Raw genomic sequence first — 26,182 nt, 5'->3', positions numbered from 1 at the left:
CCTGTGCGGATCGGGCAAACCACTCAACCCTACCGTGTAGCGCCAGCCCGCCCGGCTTGCACCAACGGGCGGGCTGGCGGGGTCAGTTCAGGGCATCCATCCTTGCCCATAGCCGTTTCGCCACCGCCTGCGCCTCGGCAAATAGCGGCGCGCAGTCGAGGGTAAAGCGGCGATCCTGGTAAATCATCCTGCCGTTCACCATCACGCTGTGCACGCTGTTGGAACTGAGGCCAAACGCCAGATGCCCGTCGACATTCGCATCAACCAGCGGCGTCGGCGGCAGATAGTCGCAGATGGTCAAATCCGCTTTATACCCCGCTTCGATACGGCCAAAGCGGGCGTTGAAGTTGCGGTTCAGCACTTCGTTGCCGTTATAGAGCGCACGGGCGAAGCTGTCGGGCCACAGCGCGCCGCCCGCATCGCGGTGCTTGAAGAAGGCGAACTTTAGCTCTTCAAACATATCGGAGCCGATGCCGTCAGTGCCGAGGGCAAGGTGGCGGAACTGCGCCAGCCGGTGGTTATAGCCGACGTGGTTATTCATGTTTGAACGGGCGTTATGGATCAGAAAACCGTCGTGGGCATTGAGCAGCGAGATGTCGATGTCGGAGAGATAGAGCCCGTGGGCGACAAGGGTTTTGTCATCAAGCAGGTCATACGCTGCCAGCCGCTCCAGCGGATCTTTTCCGTAGTGGTGATGGCTATGGGCGACATCATAGCGATCCTCGGCGACATGAATATGCAGCCCGCGCCCGGTCGCTTTTCGCGCCTCACTGAGCATCACCAACCCTTCGTGCGGCACGGTGAAGGGCGCATGCGCGCCAATACAGGCCTCGACCAGATAAGGTTCCTGCTCTTTTTGCCGCGCGGCGTCGATCTCTTTGGCAAAGCGGATATTCTCCTCCACGCCTTTACATACCTCGCGCAGCCCCTCGTTGCGGTCGGTGGTCTCAAAGCAGGTCATACCGCGCAGCCCGACGGTGAGAAAAGCGCGGCGCAGCTGGCTGAGCGAACCGGCGATATACCCCGGCGAAGCGTGATGATCAATCACTGCCGTGCAGCCGCTGCGCACCGCTTCCAGCGCACAGATAAGCGCGCTGTAGTAGAGCGACTCGGCGTCGATGGCCCGGTCGAGCCGCCACCAGAGGTTTTTCAGCGTCGAGATAAAATCGGGGCTGGGGGCGATTTTCGCCTGAATCCCGCGCGACAGACCAGAGTAGAAGTGGTTATGGGCGCAGACCAGGCCGGGCATCACCAGCCGACCCTGCATCTCAATCACCTTCGCGCCCATATAGCGCTGCTCCAGCCCGCTGTCGACCGCGAGGATCAGGTCATCTTTAATCGCGATATCGACCTGTTGCCACACTTTCGCCGGGAAGAGCTGCGCGGCGGTGGCATTTTTCAGGATGGTGAGACTCATTGTTCTACCTCGCTAAGCAGATAGTGATAGTGCTCATGGACGTGGCCGATAATGCGGCACATCGCCTCCAGCTGCGGCGGCACATGATCGAAATGGCCATCCGCATCGATATCCAGCTGCCACTGCTGATCATGCTGGCGGATAGAGACGCGCTGGTTGTCGATGAAAAAGCCGGGATTGTGGCTGTTGAGGAAATCCTCTTCGAGGCTGAAGAGGGTCACTTTGTCCTGATAGGGTTTCCCCTGCCACGGGCAGAACTGCGCGCAGTTGCCGCACTCGTTGCACCAGGCATCCAGATGCAGGGTCTGGAAACGGTTGTTGAAGCCGGGGATCGGCAGCGAGATATTCGCCCGGTTCGGGCAGACATCGACGCATTTGCTGCAAATGTAGCTACAGGCCAGGCAACGGCTCGCCTCCTGGGCGACAAAACTTTCCCGATCCGCCTTATCCGCCTGCGCCAGGGCGATGTCGCCTTTGCGCTGATAAATCTCCGCCGGATCGACATTGCTCCAGTATTTGCTCTGTTGATGGCTGGCGAGACTTTCACGTGCGAGGATCGCCTCCGCTGCTCGCCGGGCATTGCCGATGGCAGCGACAATCGACGCCGGGCCATGTTGCACATCGCCAATTAAAAAGACGTTGGTGAGGCGCGTTTCACCCTCGGCATTGACCGCCACGCGGCCCTGTTCATCAACAGGCAGGCCGAATGCCGCCAGCGCCGCTTTATTCTGCTGCTCGCCGATGGCGGTAATGACACTATCGACCTGTATGGTGCGCGTTTTGTCTGTAGCCAGCGGCTGGCGTCGCCCTGCGGCATCAGCCTCACCGAGCTGCATCACGCGCAGGGTCAGCGTGCCGTCTGGCGCAAACTGCTCCGGGTTGCTCAGCCACGCAAACTCCACCCCTGCACGGCGCGCCTCTTCATACTCTTCGCGCCAGGCGGGCATCTCTTTGCGCGAGCGGCGGTAAACCACGGTGGCACGCTCAACGCCCGGTATGCGCAGCGCCGCGCGGGCGCAATCCATCGCCGTGTTGCCCGCGCCGATAATCGCCACATGTTTACCCGGCTGCAAAGGCTCGCCGCGATGAAAGGCGCGCAGAAACGCCAGCGAGGCGTGAATATTCGGGTTATCGCCGCCCAGCGGCACCGCGCGGCTCTGATCCGCGCCGGTCGCCACCAGCACATAGTGGAAACCCTGCTTTCGCAGTTGCGCAACGGTCAGGTGCGGGTCGCAGCCATAGACGATCTTCACGCCGTGCTGCACCACGAAATCAATATCATGCTCAATCAGCTCCGGCGGAATACGAAATGGCGGAATGATATTTTTCACCACGCCACCGGCGCTCGCTTCGCGCTCAAACAGCGTCACCGGATGCCCGGCGCGGGCGAGAAAGTAGCCGGCCGCCAGCCCGGCAGGCCCGGCACCGATCACCGCTACCGGATGGCGCGAGCCGGAGCCTGCCGGTTTATGCCAGCGGCGTTGATACGCTTCCCACCCCTTTTCCAGCGCCACCTTCTTCAGCTCACGAATATTTACCGCGCTCTCATAATCCAGCCGCGTGCAGTTGTACTGACACTGGTGATCGCAGATATGACCCGTCATCGCCGGGAGCGCATTGCTCTGGTAAATCAACGCCAGCGCATCGGCGTAGCGCCCCTCGCCAAGCAGGCGAATATACTCGGGGATATCCTGTTTGATGGCGCAGGCGCTGACGCATGGCGCAACATAGCAGTCGGTGGCGGGCAGCGGGCTGGCGACCTCAATGCGATCGTCTGGCTTCCACCCTTTCTGCGTGTACGCCATGGTGATGGCGCGCTCGGCCAGCGCGTCGAGGCGCGCAACATCAATAGCGGTCATCTCCCAGCCCTGCGCCTGCTCCAGCTCGCGCAGGCAGGCGGTGAGGCGCAGATAGCCGCCCGGTTTCAGCAGATCCGTTGCCAGCGTAATCGGGCGAATGCCGGTCTCGAAGATATCGCGGATGGTGAGCTGGCTGGCACCGCCGGAGTAGGAGATCGGCAGCTTGCCGTCGAAGGCGCTCGACAGCCGGGCGGCAACATTGATGGCGAGCGGGAAGAGGGCGCGCCCGGACATATACATCTCGCCGCCCGGCAACACGCCGCGGGTATTGACCGTGCCGAGGGTGTTGGTCAGCTTGACGCCGAAGCTGCGCTGCTGCCCGGCTGCCAGCGCCATCAGCCGGGTCAGCATCGCCACCGCCGGGGCAAACTGTAAGTCGTGGGCGAAGGACTCCTCATTAAGCACAATCTCCTCAAAGCCGCAGCGGTCGAGGATCTCGCGTACGCGCCCATAGCCCAGCAGGGTCGGGTTGAGTTTGACGAAGGTGTTGAGCCGCTTCTCCACCAGCATATAGCGGCAGATGGCTTCAATCTCATCCGGCGGGCAGCCGTGCATGGTGGAGAGCGTCACCCCCTGCACCAGCGTGGCGGGAATGCGTTCAGAGAGGGATTGCAGCCTGGCCGAGCGGGCATGATTTGGCAGGCGGGCGAGGAAGTCGGCGTTATTCAGGCAGTGATGCAGAGTGGTGCGATAGAGGTGAAATTTTGGCTCTGCCGAGGCGTCCATCATGCGGGCGATAAAGGTCTGCATCGGCGGCTGCTTGATCCCCTCAAGGTTGTAGCCGACGCTCATATTGAAAATAAACGATTTCTCTTCTGTTCTCGGCGTCTGCGGGAACACCGCATCGAGCAGATGCAGCACAAACCAGGCTTTCAGGTACTCATCCCAGGCCTTTGCCAGGGTGAACTCCGTCGACCACTCGGTATTAAACCCGGCATCTGCGGCATCAATACAGGGTTTTTCAATCTCAAGGCGATCGAGGATCTGCACGGTTTTTAATTCGATAAAACGCCCGCCCGTCAGCCAGGCGGTAATAATATTTTGCGCCAGCTGCGTATGCGGTCCGGCGGCGGGGCCAAGCGGGGTGGCGCAGGTTTCGCCAAATACCGTGATGGGCCGCGAACGATCGGTTGAATAAAATTGCTGTTCGGGAATGCCAAATATTACCGCTGGCTCTGATACTCCGCAAAAATACGCGTCAGCAGCGCCTCAAACGGCACGGGGCGCATAATATCTCCCATAACCCTCTCCTCTGGCTTATTCAGATAAACGACATTGCCGCACTATTTTTCATCGCAGCGGCGAGGGGAGAGAAAGCAACAATCACACCACTCCTGGTTTAAGTGGTTGAAAGAGCGTGAAAGTGTGAGATGTCTCTAAAGTTATGCCGGTTGCGGGTGTTCACGTAACCGGTTATCAGGCAGGCGTGATTTTCATTTTCTCAAAAAGCGCAAAGAAACTATCAGAGTGATAATTTCCCGCCTGCCGCTACGTATTAGCGTGGTTATTACTGATTAATCTTCAGGCAACTATCAGGTTCGTTTACGACGCGGCTCACGCTTTAAAAAATAAAACGGCAGACGAGTATAAATATTGCATTACTCAAAGGTGAAAAAGCGTGCCACGCGCGGACTAAATAACCTTGAGGATGTTATGACGATTTTTGCAGAAGCAGCAAAACTTGAAGAGCAGAACCGGCCTTTTGCCCTGGCGCAGATTATTGACAGCCGTGGGTCAGCTCCCCGGCACACTGCGCAGATGTTGATTCGCGATGACGGCACGATCATCGGCACCATCGGCGGCGGCGTGATTGAGCGCCACGTTATTAACGAGGCGCTTGAGGCGCTGCGGGAGAAAACCGCCCGCGTTTTTCATGGCCGTATGGCGCGCAGCGGGCAGAATGCGGTTGGCGCGGACTGCGGCGGCGCAATGACGGTACATATCAGCGTGCATGGCCTGCGCCCCCGGCTGGTGCTGGTTGGCGCAGGCCATGTTAACCGCGCGATGGCGCACGCGGCGGTGCCGCTCGGGTTTGATATCGCCGTTGGCGACACCTATCTACAGAGCCTTACCTCTGATGCTTTTCTCCCTTCCATTCGGCTGGTGTATGGGCAAACCTTCGTCGAGGTGATCGACAACCTCGCAATTCAGCCGCAGGACTACGTGCTGATCGCCACCCATAACCAGGATCGCGAGGCGCTGGAGCTGCTGATTGACCAGCCGGTCGCGTGGCTCGGGCTGCTGTCGAGTCGGCGTAAGGTGCAATCCTTTCTGCGCCAGCTTCGCGATGCGGGCGTCAGCGACAGCGCGCTTGCCCGGCTGCGCGCGCCGGTAGGGTATGACATTGGCGCCGAGACGCCGCAGGAGATCGCCATCAGCATACTGGCGGAGATCCTGCAGGTGAAAAACCGCGCGGCGGGCGGGCTGCTCGGCCTCAACATGCCCGCACACCAACAGAGCGAAACGCCCATCGCGGTGAGCTGATCGGGCAAGCCCGGCCGCCGGTTACTGGCTAATCAGCGTGCCGGTTTTGCCCTCAATGCCCGCTTTTGCCTGGCGTAGCCCGGTGATCAGCGCCTGGCGGCCAGGGCGCGAGCGGGCAAAGGCGACGGCGGCCTCCACCTTCGGCAGCATTGAGCCTGCGGCGAAGTGGCCTTCGGCGATAAAACGCTCCGCATCCCTGACGGAGAGCCTGTCGAGCAGTTGTTGGTTGGGTTTGCCGAAGTGCAGCGCCACTTTCTCCACGGCGGTGAGAATGATCAACATATCGGCATCGATCGTGTCGGCGAGCGTGGCGCTGGCCCAGTCTTTATCGATCACCGCGCTGACGCCGCGCAGATGCTGCCCCTCACGTACCACCGGAATACCGCCGCCGCCGCAGGTGATCACCACCTGACCGGCGGCCATCAGCGCTTTTACCGTCTCTTTTTCAATGATATCGACAGGTTTTGGCGAGGCGACAACCCGCCGGTAGCCGCGCCCGGCATCCTCCTTCATGGTGTAGCCCTGGCGGATAAGCGCCTGCGCTTCAGCTGCTGAAAAGAAGGAGCCAATCGGTTTGTCCGGCTGGCTGAAGGCGGCATCGCCCGCCGCCACTTCCACCTGGGTTATCACCGTAGCGACGGGAATATCGAGGTTACGGGCGAGCAGGGCTTCACGCAGGGTATTTTGCAGATCGTAGCCAATATAGCCCTGGCTCAGGGCGACGCAGACCGACATCGGCAGCATCGGCGTGTGCGCCTCGGTTCTGGCGGCGGCCTCGAAAGCGAGGGTGATCATGCCCACCTGCGGGCCGTTACCGTGGGTGATCACTACCTGGTGCCCCTGGGCGACCAGCTCTGCAATGGACTGCGCGGTCTGCTGTAGCGCCTGCATCTGCCCGGCGAGATCGCACCCGAGCGCATTTCCGCCGAGGGCGAGAACAATCTTTTTCTTCATAGCACACTCTCTGGTAGCAACGGCTCCGCTGACGGCAGCGTAAGCGGCTGAAAAGGTTGGCGGCGTAAAAAGCGCCCCTGACCGGCGCTGCCGGTAAAGACGCCGTTATCGAAGATCACCCGCCCGCGCGACAGGGTCTGGCGGATCGCCCCCTGGCAGATAAACCCCTCCCACGGCGAGTAGTCCGCATTGTCATGCAGCCGGTCGTGGCGAATGGTGGTGGTGCGCTGCGGATCGATAATCACCACATCGCCATCCGCACCGGGAGCCAATAGCCCTTTTTGCGGCCACATGCCGAACAGTTTGGCCGGGTTGGCGCTGGTGAGCGCCACAAAGCGCTCGGGCGAGATGCGCCCGGTCATCACCCCGTAGGAGAAGAGCAGCAGCAGGCGGTTTTCCACTCCCGGCAGCCCGTTCGGGCAGCGGCTGAAATCGCCGCCGGAGAGGGTCTGGCGCTGCGTCAGCGAAAAGGCGCAGTGATCGGTGGCGACGGTATCAATCGTGCCATCGGCAATGCCGCCCCACAGCGCATCATTGTGGCGGGCGTTACGCAGCGGCGGGCTGAGCAGATACTTCAGCGCGTCCTGGCGTTCGTAGTAGCGCTCGTCGAGCAGCAGATATTGCGGGCAGGTCTCCACCCATACTGGCTGCTGCTGCGCGCGGGCCAGACGCAGGTACTCCAGCCCCAGTTGGTTGGAGAGGTGCACGATATAGAGCGGCGCATCCCCGGCCAGCCGCGCGAGGTTAATCACTCTGGCGATCGCTTCTGCTTCGCACTCCGGCGGACGGCTCAGAGCGTGGTAGCGCGGCGCGGTTTTCCCGGCATTAAGAAATGCCGCGCGGCGCTGGGCGATGGCGGCATCGTTCTCCGGGTGGACGGTGGTCAGCGCACCCGCCAGATGCAGATGGCGCATCGCCTGCAAAATCTCATCATCGTTCAGCTTGTACTGGTAGGTGAGATAGAGTTTGAAACTGCTGATGCCGCTCTCCACCATCATCGGGATCTCATCCAGAATGCCGTGGTTCACATGCTGGATCACGCCGTGAAAGCTGTAGTCGATCACTGCTTTATAGGCGGCATAGTTATGGTAAACGCCGAGCTGGTGGCGCAGATGGCAGCCGGGCGGGCCAAAGCCCATATGGTCGACCACCGTGGTGGTGCCGCCGCAGGCCGCCGCGCGGGTGCCGGTAAAGAAGTCGTCGCAGCTGCGGGCAAGCCCGGTATCAATGTTGAAATGGGTGTGAACATCGACGCCGCCGGGCATCACATAACAGCCCGCGGCATCAATCACCTTGCAGGAGGCATCGGCCTCAATCGTGCTGGCAATCTGCTTAACCCGTCCGGCATCGATAAGCAGATCCGCGCAGGTTCTCTTGTCAGCGTTGACGATAAGGCCATTTTTAATCAGTACGCGCATAGAGACTCCAGAACGCCCGCCGCCAAATCAAGCGGGCGTGACATCGACAAACTACGCAGTCGCCAGCCAGCTCAGCGGGATCGCGGCATACATCGCCGCGCAGGTGACCAGATGCGACTTCCAGGTCTTCTCATTCGGTGCATGGGCTTCCGGCTCCTTACCGGGGCCAAAACCGATAACCGGAATGCCGTGCCGCCCCATAATCGAGACGCCGTTGGTGGAGAAGGTCCACTTATCCACCACAGGCGCGCTGCCGAACAGCCCCTCATAGGCGTTGTAGAGCGCGCGCACCGTGAAGTGATCCTCCTCCACTTTCCACGTCGGGAAGTAGCACTCGGTAGGGTAGATAAGCCCGGTCCACGACGGGCGGTCATAGCTGTACATCGACACCACCGCTTCGGCCTTTTTCACCGCTGGCAGCGCGCGGATCTCCTCCAGCGCCCCCTCCCAGCTTTCGCCCCAGGTGAGGCGGCGATCGATAGAGATGGCGCAGCTATCCGCTACCGCACAGCGGCTTGGCGAGGTAAAGAAGATCTCCGACACGGTGAGCGTGCCTTTGCCGAGAAAATCATCATTTCCCAGACGTTGCGCCAGGCGCTCCAGCTCGCTGAGAATCGGAGCCATTTTGAAGATGGCGTTATCGCCGCGCTCCGGCGCGGAGCCATGACAGCTGACGCCATGCACATCGACGCGGATCTCCATGCGCCCGCGATGGCCGCGATAGATCTGGCAATCGGTCGGTTCAGTGCTGACGACAAACTCCGGGCGAATGCCGGACTGCTCAATGATGTACTGCCAGCAAAGCCCGTCACAATCCTCCTCCTGCACGGTGCCGGTCACCAGCAGGGTGTACTCATCCTCAAGGCCAAGATCTTTAATGATCTTCCCGGCATAGACCATCGAGGCCATGCCGCCCTCTTGATCGGAGGCACCGCGCCCGCCGATCAGCTCATCGGTTTCAATCCCGTGATAGGGATCAAAGCCCCAGTTTTTGATATTGCCGACGCCGACCGTATCAATATGCGCATCCATAGCCAGCAGCCGTGGGCCGTGGCCGATATAGCCGAGCACGTTGCCCATCGGGTCGATCTCCACTTTGTCGAAGCCGACGCGCTCCATCTCCTCTTTGATGCGGTGAACGACGCGCTTCTCATCACAGCTTTCGCTGGGGATGGCGATCATATCGCGCAGGAAGCGTGTCATTTCCGCTTCGTAAAGTTGTGCTTTTTCAACAATCTGTTTAAACGGGATAGCTTTAGCCATCGCTCTCTTCTCCTGTTATGACGCTTGCCGCCTGGCGGTAACGCCGGGGAAATTATTCAGCCGCCGGATGCTTGCCTGCCCACACCACCTCGCGGTAGTGCTGTGCGTCGGTATCGCCTTCGGTGCTGATCAGCAGCACTACCGAGTCGCGATTAAGCTGTAAGCTTGTTCTCAGCGACTCGCCCTGCGGGTGCAGCGGGATGGCGGCGAGCAGGCCCGCGCCGACGGCGCCGGATTCGCCGGAGATGATGCGCGGATCGTCACCCAGCGGATGGCCAAGCACGCGCATACCCAGCGCGGCGACGGCATCTTCACAGGCGATAAACTGGCTGGCGCAGTTGCGCAGGATCGTCCAGCCGAGCGGGTTGGGTTCGCCGCAGGCGAGGCCCGCCATAATGGTCTCCATCTCGCCACCGACCTTGACGATCTCCCCCTTCACGGCGGAGCGGTAGAGGCAGTCGGCATGCTCCGGCTCAATAATCACGCTGTGCAGACGCCGGGCATCAAAGGTTTCTGCCAGGTAGTTGAGGACGCTGGCCGCCATGGCGCCGACGCCCGCTTGCAGGAAAACGTGAGTGGGGTGGGGAGAGCCCATCGCGGCCATCTGTTCGATTGCCTCATCGATCAGCGTGGCGTAGCCCTGCATAATCCAGGTGGGGACTTTGGTGTAGCCGGGCCAGGCGGTATCCTGCACCACCTCCCAGCCATTTTTTTGCGCCCGTTGCAGGGTAAAGCGCACGGTATCGTCGTAATTCATATCGGTGACGATGCACTCAGCGCCGAGGCGCAAAATGGCATCGACCCGCGCCTGCGCGGAGCCTTTTGGCATATAGATCACGGCGTTCTGCCCAAGCTGCTGCGCCGCCCAGGCGACGCCGCGCCCGTGGTTGCCATCGGTGCAGGTGGCGAAGGTGAGCTTCTCTTTGCTGCTTGCTTTGAAGTGCTAAAACGAGAAGGCGTTGATATCAAGATGATATTTCTCGCACAACAGCTGGGCGATGGCGTACACGCCGCCGAGCATTTTGAAGGCGTTAAGGCCGAAGCGCTGCGACTCATCTTTCACCAGAATCGTATCCACACCGACGCACGCCGCCAGCGCGTTCAGGGCATAGAGCGGGGTGGGCTGATAGCCCGCCAGTTTTTGATGGAACTGGCGCGCCTGCTGCGCCTGCTGGCGGGTGAAGCGCGGCGAGGCTTCGCCGGTAAAAAAGTGGTTTTCTGCAATATTGATACGCAATGGAAGTGCGGACATGTTCTAACCTTCTCCATAATGTCAGAAACAGTAAGTGGCCGACCGGGCTGCCGGACGGTTACAAAATGCGTTTTTGCGCGTCGGTAAACAGTTGTTCCAGCAACTGGCCCGGCTCGGCATATTTGCGACAGAGGATCATCGAGGCGATGATGTAGGGCTTCCAGCTCGCCTCTTTGTAGGTGGCAATGCGGTATTTTTCGAACACCTCAGCCGCGACTTCGCCTTCGTCGCAGGAGACGCCGCTGATATCCGCCGGCAGGCAGTGCATATAGAGCGCTTCGCCGTTGCGGGTGGTCGCCATCAGCGCTTCGGTACACTCCCACTCTTTATGGCGGGCATTCTGCGCCAGGCACTGCTGCTCCAGCGCTTTAAGCCCCTGATGATCGCTGGCGCGCAGCAGGTCCGTGCGCTGCTCCATCACCGTGTAGGGCGCCCAGGATTTCGGGTAGACGATATCGGCATCTTTAAACGCTTCTGCCATATCATTGACCTGGCGGAAGCTGCCGCCCGAGGCTGCGGCATTGCTTTTTGCAACTTCAATCACATCCGGGATCAGGTCGTAGCCGTCGGGGTGCGCGAGGGTGACATCCATTCCAAAACGCGTCATCAGCCCGATGATCCCCTGCGGCACCGAGAGGGGTTTGCCATAGCTTGGCGAGTAGGCCCAGGTCATGGCGATTTTTTTGCCCTTCAGCGCCTCCAGCGAGCCGAAGTGTTCGCGCAGCCAGGCGAGATCCGCCATCGACTGGGTCGGGTGGTCAATGTCGCACTGTAAGTTAATCAGCGCCGGACGCTGCGGCAGCACGCCCTGTTTATGGCCGTCATCCAGCGCTTCGCCCACTTCCCGCATCCAGGCGTTACCGGCACCGAGATACATGTCGTCACGAATACCGATAGCATCCGCGCAGAAGGCGATCATATTGGCGGTTTCGCGTACCGTTTCGCCGTGGGCGATCTGCGATTTTCCCTCATCAAGATCCTGTTGTGCGAGGCCGAGCAGATTCAGCGCCGAGGCATAGGAGAAGCGGGTACGGGTAGAGTTATCGCGGAACACCGAAATGCCCAGCCCGCTGTTGAACACGCGGGTGGCAATATTCTCTGCACGCAGCGCCTTTAGTGCCGCGGCGACATCAAGCACCTGCCTCAGCTCATCCGGCGACTGCTCCCACGTCAGCAGAAAATCTTTCTCATGCAGATGCGAGTGAAGGGTGCGGATCTCCTTGATTAATTCATTAACAGTTTTCATTTTGCAATCCTGATTAAGAATGACGGGCTTACGCGTGGCGGTGCGGTTGCAGGGGGAGTGTGACGCGCGACGGCCAGCGTGTAGTGGCACCCTAACAATAAGCGTGCCACTTCCCGCCGGCTGCGCTGGCGGGCGGGTAAAGGACCGGGATAATGCGAGCCACATCACGGATTTTTGCGGAATTGCGCAGAAAACAAGCAATACGCTGCGGCGTGTGAACAGACGATGCGGAGGCGATATAAAGGCGAAACGGGAAATGCGGGAAAAATAACCGGGAAATAACCGCTAAATTGATAAACTGCGCAGCGTAATTATCATATTGATAGCGAAATGTGATAGCTATTACATATTTACCATTCGTCACAAAGCGGTCGGGTGTGGTTATTCCGTAATACGCGAAGGGGAGTGTTATCCTGCAACGACGGAAAGCAGAGCGGAAAGATGCTGTTAAAAGTTTGTGAGCAATAAATAAGGACGATTATGATTCCATCCACCACGCCCTCCATTTTGATGCAGATTCAACCTAAGATACAAAAATTCGCCGGAATGCTGGCGAGCGTTCTGCAACTGGAAGTGGAAATTGTTGATAATTCATTATGCAGGGTCGCCGGAACAGGAATTTTTGATACGCAAATTGGGCGTAAATTAAATACAAGTTCACAACTATTGCGCCACATTGTTGAGACAAAAAAGGAAAAAGTGGTTACCCACTCGCGCTTCGATCCCTTCTGTAATGGTTGCCACAGCAAAGCGAACTGCAAAGAGAAAGCCTTTATCGGCACCCCGGTTATCTATCATGGGCAGTGTGTTGGAGTGATTAGCCTGGTGGCATTAACCCATGAGCAGCAAGTTCGCATCAACGATAATATTCAGGCCTTCTCAGATTATGTTCGCCATGTCTCGTCGATATTTGTCTCGCGCTTTCTTCAGGATCTCTCCAGCAACGATAATATTCAGAAAGTCTTTTTGACCATGATTGAATTTATGGATCAGGGCGTGCTGGTGGTCGGCCACGATCATAAAATTAAATTCGCTAACCCTTCGGCGCTGAAAATTATCGGTGCGTCAGCGGGAAATATGATTGGCAAGAGTATTCACTTTCGCCCGCTAACCTTTGAAGACCATTTCCGCCACGGCCATATGCTGCACGTCGTTTCATTCGATGATAAGAAAGAGCTTATTATCGGTCAGCTGCATGCGGTTCAGGATCAGTGGTTATTTTTAATGGCCTTTCACCAGTCCCACTCATCAGCAGAATTAAGCGCCGCCCACGAGGAGCCCTTAATTGAGAGCCTGATCGGGGAGTGCCGCCCGATGCGGCAGTTGAAAAAGCTGATTCACCGCGTCGCGCCCGTCCCCTCAAGCGTGATGATTGTTGGCGAGAGCGGTACTGGCAAAGAGGTGGTCGCCAGAGCGATCCATAAACTGAGCGACCGCAGCGTCAAACCTTTTGTCGCTATCAACTGCGCGGCGATCCCTGAGCATCTGCTGGAGAGCGAGCTGTTCGGCTACGTTAAAGGCGCGTTTACCGGCGCATCGGCCAATGGCAAAACGGGACTTATTCAGGCGGCAAATCATGGCACCCTGTTTCTCGATGAGATTGGCGATATGCCATTAACTCTGCAGGTGAAGCTGTTGCGCGCTATTGAGTCGCGGGAAGTGCAGCCAGTGGGCGCCTGTCATCCGGTGCCGGTGGATATTCGTATTATCTCCGCCACCAATCAAAACCTTGCACAGGTTATCGCCGAGGGTAAATTCCGCGAAGATCTCTACTATCGCCTGAATGTGATCCCGCTGCGCTTACCGCCGCTGCGCGAGCGCCAGCAGGATATTGAGCTGCTGATCCACTACTTCCTTCATCTGCATACGCACCGGCTGGATCTGGTCTATCCCGGCGTTGCGCCGGAGGTAGTGGCCTTTCTGCAACGCTACCGCTGGCCGGGCAATATTCGTGAGCTGAGCAATCTGATGGAGTATCTGGTCAACGTCGTCCCCTCCGGGGAGGTTATCGATATCTCGCTTTTGCCGCCCAATCTGTTGAGCAGCGACAACGTCAGCGCAACCGGCGCGCACGTTACAGCAGCTGCCGAAGGGCGCGCAGAGAGCGTTACGGCGCTGGAGGAGATGGAGCGGCAGATGATCTGTGACGCGCTTTCACGCTACGGCAATAAAAAGCAGGCGGCGGATGTGCTGGGGATTGGTATTGCCACGCTCTATCGCAAAATTAAAAAGTATGCGCTGGAGGGGGTGTGAATAAAGGGGAATGGTCGGGGGCAGAATATCAGTATGTCCCCTGCAGGAATCGAACCTGCAACTAGCCCTTAGGAGGGGCTCGTTATATCCATTTAACTAAGGGGACGCAGAGCGGGGCCGTGAATTGGCGTGCGTATGCTACCGTAACTGTTTGCTGCGCTTCAAGGTTTTTGTTCTTTTGTTTTAGCGTGGGGCGATATGGCGTAGGGGCAGGATGCCATCCTGAGATGGCATCCTTCTGTTCAGGCTTTTTTTAATAAGTACTTTCTGAACAGCGAGCTGAGCTTTTTCTCTAACAAATAGTGAGAGATGACGGCAAAGATAAATGAGAGGATCACCGCGAGCACAAAGAGCATTAAACCGCCCCAGGCAGATTGATTATGGTGCAGCGCTTTGCTGAGCAGTGATTTCGCACGGTAATGCACAAGGTAAAGAGAGAAAGAAATTTTCCCGGTATAGAGCACCGGCTTCGGTGCCCAAAAAGCGTACTGCGCTTCGTGATTGGTCAGGGAAAATACCAGTGTAAAGGCGGCGAGAATATAACCGAGGCCGCCAATCTTGCTGTAATGGGTTAACAGAATAAAGAGGAACAGCGCGAAGCTAAGCACGATTAAGGCAATGCTGACGCCTTTGCCGTAGGTGATCTTTTTATTCACTACCAGCCAGCCGATAAAGGTGCCGACAAGAAATTCGAGCATCAAACTATTAGTGAGGGTGGCGAGATAGCCCGGGTAGTTATAGTGGTTTGAGGGTGAAATCGCCACGTTATGCAGCCAGGCAGGGATGGCGACCGCCAGAGCCACAATCACAAACAGCACACTGTTTTTACGCGTTTTGAACAACATGCAGAGGGTAAACAAAGTGTAGAAAATAAATTCGTAGTTGAGCGTCCAGCCAACAAACAGTTTAGCCACGCCAAACCAGGGTGCGATTTGCGTCGTGTCTAACGGAATAAACAGCAGTGAAGTGGCGGTTTGCATCCACGACTCAACGCTACTGCCAGCCACCAACAGCGTAATAGCGAAATAGGGCGGGAAGACACGGCAAAAACGCTTAATAAAAAAGAGCTTCGCAGAAGCTAAACCGCCGTTATCGTCGCGGGTAATGTAGTAAATAATAAACCCGCTGATGACGAAAAAGAGATCGACACCGATATCACCGTTGAGAAAAAGTCGATCGCCCCAGCCTTGAAATGACTGATTAATAAAGCTTTTAAAATGAAAGCACATCACTATTACCGCAGCGAAGGCCCTCAATGCCTGTATTGAATAGAAATTTCTATCAGTCATTACATCATCCATATTTTATGAGTTTTACTGCCACGTGTTTTTTATTGTGATGTCGCTAACACGCATTTTAAGAGTAATTAATTCAATCTAAAACGGGGCTAAATGCCCAAAGAGAAGCAAACCTCCCCACAGTTACCACGTGGGGAGGCTAAAAATCACAATGAAACTTTTTCTACATGACCTTCAGGAATATGGCTGTAATACCAGTGCTCGCCATTGATTTCCGTTGATTTCAGTTTTTCTGCCGCGAGCGTACGGTGCGTGTGACCCACTTCAACGGTGACCGGCTGAATAATTGGCTGCGGGCTGATGATAATTAAATCACCCTGCGCGTTGCTATAGGCGGTGATGTTGTCCGCAACCCGGATAACCTCGCCATTAGCAATAGCGGAGTAATCAAAGTCCACCGTTTCGGGGTAAATATTATCAACACCAAAATATTGGCCATAGATTTCAGGATCGTGGAACAGACCAAATTGACCGCCGCTGTTCTGCATTTTAATAAAGTGGTAATCAGGAATGGTGATCTCTCTTTTTCCCTGCGCGGACTCTTTTTCGATAATGCTCATCCGCACCTGCTCTTGCAGCGCAATACGCGTGTAGCTTTTATGCATCAGCGTCCATGACCAGGCGAAAGTGCCCGCGCACAGCAGGGTGATAATCGCTGTGCAGATAACAGCTTTTCTGACACCGCTCATTAAAATGCCGTAGGCGATAAAAGCGATGGTCAACAGGAAAAACATAAAGGTGCCGTTGACGACCCGGTCCGGATAGGAGGGCGAGGCGAACATAATCAGCACCGTGCCGACGCCAAAAATCGTCGTCAGGATAGCGGGCAGCACCGTGCGGCGGGTAATTTTCGCTTTCACCTCTTTATTAAAGAGAATAACCAGCACCAACAGCAGCAGCACAACGTAGCTAATCCAGATTAATGCCAGATGGTTGTGTACCCGTTCGGTTAAGTGAATGGCAATACGCTCCAGCAGCGGTTTGCCGTACCAGTAGGTTTTACTGGCCGCACGTACAAAATTACCCGGAGAGAAGATCAGCGTACAGGAGCCCGCCAGCGCTGATAAAGCATAGATGATTTTGTTTTTGGCTACCGATTTCGCCGTGACCATTTCATAAATAATGGCGGCCAGCGCGAGAAGCACGACAAAAGGTGACACGCTCTCATTCGAGCAGCCCGCCATAAAAGCGAGCACCATCAGTAATGGATTAATGGTTTTAATATTATCGACGGTGATGCGGTAGAGATAAAAAATCCACGCGGCGACAAACAGGTTTGTCCAGAGATAGTTGGCCGCGCCGACCAGCCAGAAGGTGGTTTGCCCTAAATTGGGGTTGGCGATCCAGTAAGTGCAGAAGACCAGCGGCAGCAAAATATTATCGCTTTTTTGCCAGCGCAGGGTTTTACCCGGCGTTTTGGCAATGAAATAACAGAAGGCTAAAGCCGCAAACGCGGTTGAAAAAGCGTAGACAAATTGCGACTGGGTGATGAGTATCAGTGAGCTGGCGTAATCTGCCACGATCCTGCCGCTCCAGGTCATATACCACTGGTAATGGCTGGCAGGGGAGATACCCAACAGATAGTAGCGGTAATCATCTGAGTGAATCGGCGTCAGCCACTCAATGGCGAACAAGCTCGCAAAAACGAGCGCAATAAGCAGAACTTTATAAGATTTCTCTAACATAGTAATTAACGTTCCAGGGTTCTTTTTCTGTTCTTAATAAGATAACGCGGTCTCTCTTTTACTTCGGTATAAACGCGTCCCATATATTCGCCAAGAATACCGATGCCGATAAGCTGAATACCGCCTAAAAAGAGGATCGCCGTCATCAAAGAGGGATAACCGGGTACCGGATTTCCCCATAACAACTTATCGATAACCATCCAGATGGCGTAGAAAAAGGAGAGCAACGAGACGCTGAGACCGATATAGGTCCAGATACGCAGCGGGAAGGTGGAGAAACTGGTGATGCCATCAAGCGCAAGATTCCACAGCTTCCAGCCATTGAATTTTGACTTACCGGCAACGCGGTCAGCGCGAATATATTCAACAATATCGGTGTTACCGCCAACCCACGAAAGGATGCCTTTCATAAACAGATTACGTTCAGAAAGCAGTTTGATATTTTCAACGACCTCCCGCGACATCAGGCGAAAATCACCTACGTTCTCTTCTATCTGCGGATAGCTGATTTTATTGTGCAGCTTATAAAACCACTCTGCTGATTTGCGCTTCATGCGGCCATCGGTTGAGCGATCGCTACGCTTCGCCAGCACCATATCGGCACCCGCTTGCCACTTCGCAATCAGATGAGGGATGACCTCAACCGGATCCTGCAAATCGACATCCATCGGAATAATGGCCTCTCCCGTCGCGTGCTCTAGCCCGGCAAATAACGCCGGTTCTTTGCCGAAATTACGCGTAAAAGATAACGGCACGACCAGCGGATCGGAGAGCGCGAGAGTATTAATAATGGTTTCAGTGGCATCTTTACTGCCATCATTAATAAAAACCAGTTCAACGGTATAGGGCTTTAACGCGTCAAAGCCGCGCACCGTTTTATAAAAGATGGGTATCGCCTCTTCTTCATTAAAGACGGGCACCACCAAAGAGATTTTCATTTCGCATCCCTGAAAACAATTAACTTTGACCAGGCGAAGCCGCACACCAGGCTGATAGCGGAAAAGAGAATCAGCGTTACGATGGGCGCCATGCCGGAACGATCGGCAAGCCAGCCAACGGCGACACTCAGCATGCCCATAAATCCGACATACATCAGATAACGCCCGGTAGTGGTTGATGATTTGAAGGTGAATTTCGCATTAGCGAAAAAGCTGAAACTGACCGCCACAATAAAGCCAGCAAGGTTAGCCAGCGCCTGGCGCGTCGAGAAACCATAAACGCACAGACAAAAAATAAGCCAGTGCAGCGCGGTATTTAATAAACCAATAGAGGCGTAGGTAGAAAATCGTTTAAACATAATTCTGAGCAATGAGTCGCTGATGCCGCGAGTGTAGCAGACAACCCCTGGAAGGTCATTAAAGGGTGCCAGTCCGCGATAATCAGCGCTCACTGCTCAATGTGATATATCACCGCAATTTATCAGTTGCTGGCAAATTACGCTTCGCCTCGCGCCTGTTTCTCCTCTTTCGCTTTGGCTTTCGCCTCCGCTTTGCGGGCGTTGCTCATATCATTGCGGATCTGCGCATGGCTGAGCAGGGCAAAAATAAAGGTGCCGCCGCAAATATTCCCGGCGAGCGTCGGCAGGGCGAAGGGCCAGAGGAATTCGCTCCAGTGTAGCGAGCCATTAAACACCAGGTAGAAGATCTCTACGGCACCGACCACAATATGGGTGGTGTCACCGAGCGCGATAAGCCACGTCATCAGAATAATCACCACCAGTTTTGACGCACCCGCCGCCGGGAACATCCACACCATGGTGGCGATGATCCAGCCGGAGATAATCGCATTGGAGAACATCTCCAGCGGCGTATTTTTCATCACGTCCATGCCGATTTTGACAAAGGCATCGCGGGTTGGCTCATCGAAGATCGGCATATACTCAAAGGCAAAGGCTGCCACGGCGGTGCCGACCAGGTTACCCAGCAGCACCACTCCCCATAGCCGCCCGAGCAGACCCATATTTTTCCAGCTTGGGTTTTGCATCACCGGCAGAACGGCGGTAACGGTGTTCTCGGTAAAGAGCTGCTGGCGCGCCATGATGACAATGATAAAGCCGAAGGTGTAACCAAGGTTCTCCAGCAAAAATCCGCCGGGAATCCCCTCCAGCTGGACATGAAAAATGCCTTTTGCCAGTAACGATGCGCCCATCGATAAGCCTGCGGCAATCGCCGACCAGAAGAGCGCCATCGCGTCACGCTCCATCTCTTTTTCGCCATCCTGGCGAATATGTTCATGGATCGCCATCGCCCGCGAGGGCAGACGCTCCTCATCAACCTCTATCTCCTCGCCGCGCTGCTTCTCTTCGCTTTCGACTTTCATATCATCGCTGTGCTGGTCGATCTTCTCTTCTTCTATTTTGTCCACGAAGGCCTCACTTTATTGATTTTTGTGCGTTAAGCGTAGCGGCTTTCTCCCCGTATTCAGGGCGGTATCCTCCGAAATTATAGTGAAGAGCAAAAAAGGCGATAGATTGCCTGGAAACAATGTATAAGATTATTAACACGCCGCACCGGCAACTGCGGCTATGCTGAAGTGAATCACACAGTCCACGACATAGACATCATAAGACGCGCTGTTACAATGCGTTGCATTTTGATGAATGGCCTCGAAGAAGGCCGTATTCTGCAGGGAGAGAATGATGAAATACCGCCTGTCGGCGCTTGCGCTGGCCACCACTGTGCTGGTCGGCTGCGCCAGCTCGAACGAGACGCAAGGGCGCTCGGACCCGTTAGAAGGGTTTAACCGCACCATGTATAACTTCAACTTCAATGTGCTGGATCCCTATGTTGTCAGACCTGTTGCCGTTGCCTGGCGTGATTATGTGCCGCAGCCGGCGCGTAACGGGCTGAGCAACTTCACCAGTAACCTTGAAGAGCCGGCAGTGATGGCGAACTACTTCCTGCAGGGTAATCCTTATCAGGGGATGGTTCACTTCACCCGCTTCTTCCTTAATACCGTATTGGGGATGGGTGGCTTAATGGATGTGGCCGGAATGTCCAACCCGAAACTGCAGCGCGAAGAGCCGCACCGTTTTGGTAGCACGCTGGGCCACTACGGCATGGGTTACGGCCCGTATATGCAACTGCCGTTCTATGGCAGCTTCACCCTGCGTGAAGATGGCGGCGATATGGCGGATACGCTCTATCCGGTGCTCTCCTGGCTCACCTGGCCGCTCTCCGTCGGTAAATGGACGGTTGAAGGCATCGAGTCGCGCGCCCAGTTGCTCGACTCCGACGGCCTGCTGCGCCAGTCCTCCGATCCCTATATCCTTGTGCGTGAAGCCTACTTCCAGCGCCATGACTTTATCGCCAACGGCGGTAAGCTGAAGCCGCAGGAGAACCCGAACGCGCAGGCGATTGAGGGTGATTTAAAAGATATCGACTCGGAATAAGAGCCAATAAAAAAGGTGAGCCAGAAGCTCACCTTTTTTTATACCTACGCGCTTATCAGAAGGCGTAGTTAAAGTTGGCACCGTACAGCCAGGCGCGACCTTCAGATTTGAAGGTGTACGGCCCTTCGGTGAACTTCACTTTCTGACCATGCATATAGGAGACGCCGACGTCTACTGATGCATCTTTATTAAATGCATAGGTTGCACCGGTGCTCAGCCAGAAGCGATCCTGGTCCGGAATGGAGATAGAGCGTTTGTCAGCCGGAACCGGGCTGTCATCAAAGGCGATACCGCCGCGGAAGGTCCAGTTATCATCCATGTAATAGGTGGTGCCGAGCGCAATACGGTAGGCGTCTTTAAAGCCCTCTTCTTTATAGAAGAGCTGCTGACCCTGGCTACCCGTCGCTTTCAGCTGCTGGAACTGGCTCCAGCTGGTGTAGGCCAGGCTGTAGTGGATTGCCCACTGCGGATCGACACGGTTATAACCCGATACTTCCCACATTTCCGGCAGGTTAAGCGTCAGTGAACCCGGGATCGTTGCGCCGCCTGTAGCAAAAGGCAGTCCGTTCAGACCGAGCGCGGGTGCCAGCGTATTTACTGCTGTCGGCAGGCTGCTCTTATAGTCGCCATCGAAATCAACTTTCACTTCCGAGCGGTAGGTCAGACCCCAGCGGTTATTTTTATCCAGTTCATACAGGATACCGGCGTTCCAGCCGAAGCCCCACTCGTCGCCTTTCAGGTGGGCAATCTGCGTATCAGGCGGAATCAGCCCGCTAAGGCCAAATGCACCGCCGGTCGCGGCGTCAACCTGCTGCGGCAGATCGCCCGCGTAGCGTTCAATTTTCGCACGCGCATAGACAGCGTCAAAACCGAGGCCGAAGCTCCAGTTGTTATTAAGACGGTACGCGCCGCTGAGGTTCAGGTTCAGCGTTTCGAGGTCGGTTTTACCGCCCACGGAGCCAGCCGAATAGTTGTTGTTGAACTCTGTCGCCAGACCGTAGTTGGAGGTGACGGATGCGCCCCAGCCAAACTGATCGTTAATCGGCGCAACAAAGTGCAGGTTTGGCACCCATGCCGTCGGTGCGATGTTATCCTGGCTGGCATTATTTAAACGGGAGCTGCCGGTAACATCCACACCCGGGTCTACAAACACCGCGCCGCCAGAGAAAGTCGGGCGATCAAACATGGTGATCAGGGCCGGGTTACGGCTGGCATTGCCTGCATCATCAGCAATTGCGCCTTCACCAGAGTAAGCGCGACCGAGGCCGGAGGCGGAGAATTCGTTGAGTTGAAAGCCTGCGGACCAGGCCTGGGTAGAAACGAGTGCCACTGCGACTGCCAGAGCAGACTTGGTAAAACGGGTTTTCTGGCTCATGACCATAACCTCATTCGAAGCGAGTTATTTTTATACAAACTTTCTTACGCCTTGTTAAAGAAGCGCGAAGTGTAGGGTCTGAGCTACCACAGAGAAATCAGACCAGTGGCGAGAGTATAGGTCTGACCAGAACTAATGTTGCAAGTATGTAATCAAGATTTTTCAATTGTGATCTCCGAAACGGGATCTGCGTGGCAAATTTGGCCGTAGCACGGATCCCCGTTTTCGGTAGTTTTTGTTTTAGATCATTTTTAATTGTGATTTCGGTCACTTAAGGCCGTTCCGGCGATTAACGACTGGAGCGACCCTGCGCGGCGGCGTAAAATATGTTCAATCTTGACCTGGCACCCAGGGTGCGAATTTAGAGGAAATCTTCTATGAGTAAATGCAGTGCTGATGAAACCCCGGTTTGCTGCTGTATGGATGTCGGAACCATTATGGATAACTCCGACTGCACCGCCTCTTACAGCCGCGTATTCGCTAACCGCGCCGACGCCGAAGAGACGCTGGCGGCGCTGACCGCTAAAGCACGCAGTGTCGAGTCTGAACCGTGTGAAATCACGCCGACTTTCACCGAGGTGGCAGACGGCGTTCAACTTGATATCGATTTTGTTTTCGCCTGCGAAGCGGAAACCCTCATTTTCCAGCTCGGTTTGCGCTAAACCGCCTCTCAACGCTCCCCCCTGTGGGAGCGTTTTTTTATCCGTTTATCTGTGCCTTAGCTCCCATTTTTTCCTCCCTGCCATTGGCTAAATGTAAAAGATTGGTTAAGACTGTTATCAGGTCAGACCACTTTATTGATTCCGTTGTTAACAGGGGAGTGTTATGAGTCAGGCGTTACCGCTTGTCACCCGTCAGGGCGACCGCATTGCCATTGTCTGCGGGTTACGAACCCCATTTGTCCGTCAGGCGACCGCGTTTCACGGCGTGCCGGCGATCGATCTCGGCAAAATGGTGGTGGGGGAGATGCTGGCGCGCAACGAAATTCCCCCCGAAGTGATTGAACAACTGGTCTTCGGCCAGGTGGTGCAGATGCCGGAAGCGCCGAATATCGCGCGTGAAATTGTGCTCGGCACCGGCATGAGTGTGCATACCGACGCCTACAGCGTTAGCCGCGCCTGCGCGACCAGCTTTCAGGCGGTGGCGAACGTAACGGAAAGCCTGCTGGCGGGCACCATCCGCGCGGGTATCGCCGGTGGCGCGGACTCCTCTTCTGTACTGCCTATTGGCGTCAGTAAAAAACTGGCGCGCGTGCTGGTGGATGCCAACAAAGCGCGCACCGTCGGGCAGAAACTCAAACTCTTCTCGCGCCTGCGTCTGCGCGATCTGCTGCCTGTCCCACCTGCGGTCGCCGAGTACTCGACCGGCCTGCGCATGGGCGACACCGCCGAGCAGATGGCGAAAACCTACGCCATCAGCCGTCAGGAGCAGGATGCGCTGGCGCACCGCTCTCACCAGTTCGCCGCTCAGGCCTGGGCCGAGGGCAAGCTGGCTGAGGAGGTGATGACCGCCTACGCACCACCGTTCCGCGATCCCATCGGGCAGGACAATAACGTGCGCGGCAACTCCAGCCTCGCCGATTATGCCAAACTGCGCCCGGCCTTTGACCGTAAACATGGCACCGTCACCGCAGCCAACAGCACGCCGCTCACCGACGGCGCAGCGGCGGTGATTTTAATGACCGAATCACGCGCCAGAGAGCTGGGCCTCGTGCCGCTGGGCTATCTGCGCAGCTACGCCTTTACGGCAATTGGCGTGCAGAAAGATATGCTGCTCGGCCCGGCCTGGGCAACGCCGCTGGCACTGGATCGTGCCGGGTTAACCATGGCCGATCTGACCCTGTTTGATATGCATGAAGCCTTTGCCGCCCAGACCTTAACCAACCTGAAACTGATGGCCAGCGATCGTTTCGCGCGCGAGGTGCTGGGGCGCTCGCAGGCCACCGGTGAGGTGGATGAGAGCAAATTTAACGTGCTTGGCGGCTCAATTGCCTATGGTCACCCCTTTGCCGCCACCGGCGCGCGGATGATCACGCAAACCCTGCATGAGCTGCGGCGTCGCGGCGGCGGTTTCGGTCTGGTCACCGCCTGCGCGGCGGGAGGATTAGGTGCGGCAATGGTTCTGGAGGCGGAATAATGACGGTTTCTGCATTTACCCTTACTGTGCGCCCCGACAATGTCGCGGTCGTTACCATCGATGTACCCAATGAAAAGATGAACACCCTGAAAGCGGAGTTTGGCGCACAGGTGCGCGCCATCTTAAAAGCGATCCGTGATAACCGCGCTCTGCGCGGCGTGGTGTTTATTTCGGCGAAGACGGACAACTTTATTGCCGGTGCCGATATCAATATGATTGGCCGCTGCCAGAGCGCGAAAGAGGCGGAAGAGCTAGCCCTGCAGGGGCAGAAGATCATGGCGGAGATCTACGCCCTGTCGATCCCGGTTGTTGCCGCCATCCACGGTGCCTGTCTTGGCGGCGGGCTGGAGCTGGCGCTGGCCTGTCATCGCCGCGTCTGCTCGGACGATGGCAAAACTATTCTCGGTCTGCCGGAAGTGCAGCTCGGCTTGCTGCCCGGCTCCGGCGGCACCCAGCGTTTGCCCAGGTTGGTGGGTGTCAGCACTGCGCTGGATATGATCCTGACCGGCAAACAGCTTCGTGCGCGTCAGGCGCTGAAGGTGGGGCTGGTGGATGATGTGGTGCCGCACGATATTCTGCTGGAAACTGCGGTAGAACTGGCGCAGCAGGAGCGTCCGCTCAGCCGCCGTTTGCCGGTGCGCGAACGCATTCTCGCCGGGCCGCTCGGCCGCACGCTGCTGTTTAAGATGGCAGCGAAGCGCACCGAGCAGAAAACCCACGGTAACTATCCTGCCGCACCGCGAATTTTATCGGTGATTGAGACCGGCCTGGCGCAGGGGCGCAGCAGCGGCTATGAAGCGGAAGCGCGCGCCTTCGGTCAACTGGCGATGACGCCGCAGTCGCAGGCACTGCGTAATATCTTCTTTGCTTCAACCGATATCAAAAAAGATCCCGGCAGCACGGTTGCTGCCGCGCCGCTGCACTCCGTCGGTATTCTCGGCGGCGGATTAATGGGCGGCGGCATTGCGTATGTCACTGCCAGCAAGGGCGGGTTGCCGGTTCGCATTAAAGATATTAATGCGAAAGGGATTAACCACGCGCTGAAGTACAGCTGGCAGGAGTTGGATAAAAAGGTGCGTCGCCGCTTTATTAAACCGGGCGAGCGCGACAGCCAGATGGCGAAGATCTCCGGCTCGCTTGATTACCGCGGCTTTGCGCATCGCGATGTGGTAATCGAAGCGGTGTTTGAAGATCTCTCCCTCAAACAGAAGATGGTCAGCGAAGTGGAGGCGCACTGCGCGCCGCACACCATTTTTGCCTCTAATACCTCGTCGCTGCCGATTGCGGATATTGCCGAAAACGCCGCGCGTCCGGGAAAGGTGATCGGATTACATTTTTTCAGCCCGGTGGAGAAGATGCCGCTGGTGGAAGTAATCCCGCACGTCGGTACCGATGAGCAGACTATCGCTACTACCGTGAAGCTGGCGAAGAAGCAGGGCAAAACGCCGATTGTCGTGGCAGATAAAGCGGGCTTTTACGTCAACCGCATTCTCGCACCCTATATCAGTGAAGCGATGCGCATGCTGAGCGAGGGCGAGCCGATTGAGGCCATCGACCGGGCGCTGGTGAAGTTTGGTTTCCCTGTCGGCCCCATCCAGTTGCTTGATGAAGTGGGCATCGATACCGGCACGAAGATCATTCCGGTGCTTGAGGCCGCTTACGGCGAGCGTTTTAGCGCGCCTGCAACGCTTGTCTCCGCGATTTTGAATGACGATCGCAAAGGGAGAAAAAATGGTCGTGGTTTCTATCTTTACCCGACAAAAGGGCGTAAAAGCAAAAAACAGTCCGACGCCTCGATCTACCGCTTAATCGGCGTGTCGGCGAAAGGGCACTCCTCGGCGCAACAGATTGCCGAGCGCTGCGTCCTGCTGATGCTTAACGAAGCGGCGCGCTGTTTTGATGAGCAGGTGATTCGTAGCGCGCGCGATGGCGATATTGGTGCCGTTTTCGGCATTGGCTTCCCGCCATTTTTAGGGGGGCCTTTCCACTATATGGATACGCTGGGCGCGGCAAGCGTCGTGGCGTCGCTGCAGCAGATGGAGGCGCGTTATGGGGCACGATTTGCACCGTGTGAAGCCCTGGTACGCATGGCTCAGGAGGGGAAACGCTTCTGGCCGACAGCGGAAAGTGAGCCTGTAAGTTAAGGGCGAA

General features: G+C 56.4%; 16 protein-coding genes, 1 tRNA gene and 3 pseudogenes. 6 read left to right on the top strand and 14 right to left on the bottom strand.

Features of this window, described 5'->3' with window-relative positions; translation table 11 throughout:
* Nucleotides 1-82: 82 nt before the first annotated feature.
* Both ssnA and ygfK read right to left on the bottom strand, forming a co-directional pair.
* A complete protein-coding gene (gene ssnA / locus IAE50_RS08165; RefSeq protein ID WP_200580000.1) occupies nt 83-1,417 on the bottom strand; it encodes a putative aminohydrolase SsnA in 1,335 nt (444 codons plus the stop codon).
* Nucleotides 1,414-4,517 (bottom strand): annotated as a pseudogene (gene ygfK, locus IAE50_RS08160) (putative selenate reductase subunit YgfK). Before ygfK ends, ssnA begins: the two are co-directional and overlap by 4 nt.
* Before the next feature lie 412 nt (nt 4,518-4,929).
* Between ygfK and IAE50_RS08155 the strand changes: the two are divergent.
* Nucleotides 4,930-5,733: pseudogene (locus IAE50_RS08155) on the top strand (XdhC family protein); the annotation flags it as partial.
* Between the two features lie 48 nt (nt 5,734-5,781).
* On the opposite strand, the gene arcC reads toward IAE50_RS08155, so the two are convergent.
* The 5 genes and pseudogenes from arcC to ygeW form a co-directional block, all read right to left on the bottom strand.
* The gene (gene arcC / locus IAE50_RS08150; protein ID WP_200579998.1) at nt 5,782-6,714 is read right to left on the bottom strand and encodes a carbamate kinase; all 933 of its coding nucleotides are present in this window, start codon (nt 6,712-6,714) and stop codon (nt 5,782-5,784) included.
* Complete coding sequence (hydA, locus tag IAE50_RS08145) at nt 6,711-8,132, bottom strand: dihydropyrimidinase (RefSeq protein ID WP_200579997.1); 1,422 nt, start codon at nt 8,130-8,132, stop codon at nt 6,711-6,713. Before hydA ends, arcC begins: the two co-directional genes overlap by 4 nt.
* Nucleotides 8,133-8,183: 51 nt before the next feature.
* Nucleotides 8,184-9,395, bottom strand: a complete 1,212-nt coding sequence (locus tag IAE50_RS08140; RefSeq protein WP_200579996.1) for a YgeY family selenium metabolism-linked hydrolase — start codon at nt 9,393-9,395, stop codon at nt 8,184-8,186.
* A 52-nt stretch (nt 9,396-9,447) separates the two neighbouring features.
* A pseudogene (gene dpaL, locus IAE50_RS08135) lies at nt 9,448-10,647 on the bottom strand (diaminopropionate ammonia-lyase).
* Nucleotides 10,648-10,705: 58 nt separating this feature from the next.
* Nucleotides 10,706-11,893: a knotted carbamoyltransferase YgeW gene (gene ygeW, locus IAE50_RS08130; RefSeq protein WP_200579995.1), complete on the bottom strand. Its 1,188-nt coding sequence runs from the start codon at nt 11,891-11,893 to the stop codon at nt 10,706-10,708.
* Nucleotides 11,894-12,373: 480 nt separating this feature from the next.
* On the opposite strand from ygeW, the gene IAE50_RS08125 reads away from it, so the two are divergent.
* A complete protein-coding gene (locus IAE50_RS08125) occupies nt 12,374-14,146 on the top strand; it encodes a sigma-54-dependent Fis family transcriptional regulator (protein ID WP_200579994.1) in 1,773 nt (590 codons plus the stop codon).
* 34 nt (nt 14,147-14,180) lie between these two features.
* On the opposite strand, the gene IAE50_RS08120 is transcribed toward IAE50_RS08125, so the two are convergent.
* From IAE50_RS08120 to IAE50_RS08095, 6 genes are all read right to left on the bottom strand, one after another.
* Nucleotides 14,181-14,252, bottom strand: a tRNA-Arg gene (locus IAE50_RS08120).
* Between the two features lie 136 nt (nt 14,253-14,388).
* Entirely contained in the window at nt 14,389-15,435 is a 1,047-nt protein-coding gene (locus IAE50_RS08115; protein ID WP_200579993.1) for an acyltransferase, read from the bottom strand.
* Between the two features lie 155 nt (nt 15,436-15,590).
* A complete protein-coding gene (locus IAE50_RS08110) occupies nt 15,591-17,129 on the bottom strand; it encodes a DUF6056 family protein (RefSeq protein WP_200579992.1) in 1,539 nt (512 codons plus the stop codon).
* 5 nt (nt 17,130-17,134) lie between these two features.
* The gene (locus IAE50_RS08105) at nt 17,135-18,067 is read right to left on the bottom strand and encodes a glycosyltransferase family 2 protein (protein ID WP_200579991.1); all 933 of its coding nucleotides are present in this window, start codon (nt 18,065-18,067) and stop codon (nt 17,135-17,137) included.
* Nucleotides 18,064-18,426 carry a GtrA family protein gene (locus IAE50_RS08100; protein WP_200579990.1) on the bottom strand — a complete coding sequence of 121 codons (363 nt, stop codon included), beginning with the start codon at nt 18,424-18,426 and terminating at the stop codon, nt 18,064-18,066. The genes IAE50_RS08105 and IAE50_RS08100 overlap by 4 nt, the downstream gene beginning before the upstream one ends.
* Before the next feature lie 137 nt (nt 18,427-18,563).
* Nucleotides 18,564-19,493, bottom strand: a complete 930-nt coding sequence (locus IAE50_RS08095; RefSeq protein ID WP_094421298.1) for a formate/nitrite transporter family protein — start codon at nt 19,491-19,493, stop codon at nt 18,564-18,566.
* Nucleotides 19,494-19,767: 274 nt separating this feature from the next.
* On the opposite strand from IAE50_RS08095, the gene mlaA reads away from it, so the two are divergent.
* The gene (gene mlaA / locus IAE50_RS08090; RefSeq protein ID WP_076770204.1) at nt 19,768-20,520 is read left to right on the top strand and encodes a phospholipid-binding lipoprotein MlaA; all 753 of its coding nucleotides are present in this window, start codon (nt 19,768-19,770) and stop codon (nt 20,518-20,520) included.
* A 55-nt stretch (nt 20,521-20,575) separates the two neighbouring features.
* Here mlaA and fadL read toward each other — a convergent pair whose 3' ends face one another.
* A complete protein-coding gene (fadL, locus tag IAE50_RS08085) occupies nt 20,576-21,895 on the bottom strand; it encodes a long-chain fatty acid transporter FadL (RefSeq protein WP_200579989.1) in 1,320 nt (439 codons plus the stop codon).
* Nucleotides 21,896-22,272: 377 nt separating this feature from the next.
* On the opposite strand from fadL, the gene IAE50_RS08080 reads away from it, so the two are divergent.
* The 3 genes from IAE50_RS08080 to fadJ all read left to right on the top strand — a co-directional run bounded on the left by IAE50_RS08080 (nt 22,273) and on the right by fadJ (nt 26,175).
* Nucleotides 22,273-22,557, top strand: a complete 285-nt coding sequence (locus IAE50_RS08080) for a YfcZ/YiiS family protein (protein WP_042717384.1) — start codon at nt 22,273-22,275, stop codon at nt 22,555-22,557.
* A 163-nt stretch (nt 22,558-22,720) separates the two neighbouring features.
* Nucleotides 22,721-24,031 (top strand): acetyl-CoA C-acyltransferase FadI, encoded by a 1,311-nt coding sequence (gene fadI, locus IAE50_RS08075; protein ID WP_094421292.1) that lies wholly within the window; start codon nt 22,721-22,723, stop codon nt 24,029-24,031.
* Entirely contained in the window at nt 24,031-26,175 is a 2,145-nt protein-coding gene (fadJ, locus tag IAE50_RS08070) for a fatty acid oxidation complex subunit alpha FadJ (protein ID WP_234467142.1), read from the top strand. Before fadI ends, fadJ begins: the two co-directional genes overlap by 1 nt.
* Nucleotides 26,176-26,182 lie beyond the last annotated feature (7 nt).

The sequence above is a fragment of the Kosakonia sp. S42 genome (assembly GCF_016624785.1).
GTDB lineage: Bacteria > Pseudomonadota > Gammaproteobacteria > Enterobacterales > Enterobacteriaceae > Kosakonia > Kosakonia cowanii.
The sequence above is the reverse complement of the archived record's forward strand: the minus strand, read 5'-3'. Positions and strand labels throughout refer to the sequence as shown.

Bases quoted from the DNA above. Each gene is read 5' to 3' on its own strand.
- ssnA (WP_200580000.1), bottom strand. From the start codon at position 1,417: ATGAGTCTCACCATCCTGAAAAATGCCACCGCCGCGCAGCTCTTCCCG.
- arcC (WP_200579998.1), bottom strand. From the start codon at position 6,714: ATGAAGAAAAAGATTGTTCTCGCCCTCGGCGGAAATGCGCTCGGGTGC.
- hydA (WP_200579997.1), bottom strand. From the start codon at position 8,132: ATGCGCGTACTGATTAAAAATGGCCTTATCGTCAACGCTGACAAGAGA.
- IAE50_RS08140 (WP_200579996.1), bottom strand. From the start codon at position 9,395: ATGGCTAAAGCTATCCCGTTTAAACAGATTGTTGAAAAAGCACAACTT.
- ygeW (WP_200579995.1), bottom strand. From the start codon at position 11,893: ATGAAAACTGTTAATGAATTAATCAAGGAGATCCGCACCCTTCACTCG.
- IAE50_RS08125 (WP_200579994.1), top strand. From the start codon at position 12,374: ATGATTCCATCCACCACGCCCTCCATTTTGATGCAGATTCAACCTAAG.
- IAE50_RS08115 (WP_200579993.1), bottom strand. From the start codon at position 15,435: ATGACTGATAGAAATTTCTATTCAATACAGGCATTGAGGGCCTTCGCT.
- IAE50_RS08110 (WP_200579992.1), bottom strand. From the start codon at position 17,129: ATGTTAGAGAAATCTTATAAAGTTCTGCTTATTGCGCTCGTTTTTGCG.
- IAE50_RS08105 (WP_200579991.1), bottom strand. From the start codon at position 18,067: ATGAAAATCTCTTTGGTGGTGCCCGTCTTTAATGAAGAAGAGGCGATA.
- IAE50_RS08100 (WP_200579990.1), bottom strand. From the start codon at position 18,426: ATGTTTAAACGATTTTCTACCTACGCCTCTATTGGTTTATTAAATACC.
- mlaA (WP_076770204.1), top strand. From the start codon at position 19,768: ATGAAATACCGCCTGTCGGCGCTTGCGCTGGCCACCACTGTGCTGGTC.
- fadL (WP_200579989.1), bottom strand. From the start codon at position 21,895: ATGAGCCAGAAAACCCGTTTTACCAAGTCTGCTCTGGCAGTCGCAGTG.
- IAE50_RS08080 (WP_042717384.1), top strand. From the start codon at position 22,273: ATGAGTAAATGCAGTGCTGATGAAACCCCGGTTTGCTGCTGTATGGAT.
- fadI (WP_094421292.1), top strand. From the start codon at position 22,721: ATGAGTCAGGCGTTACCGCTTGTCACCCGTCAGGGCGACCGCATTGCC.
- fadJ (WP_234467142.1), top strand. From the start codon at position 24,031: ATGACGGTTTCTGCATTTACCCTTACTGTGCGCCCCGACAATGTCGCG.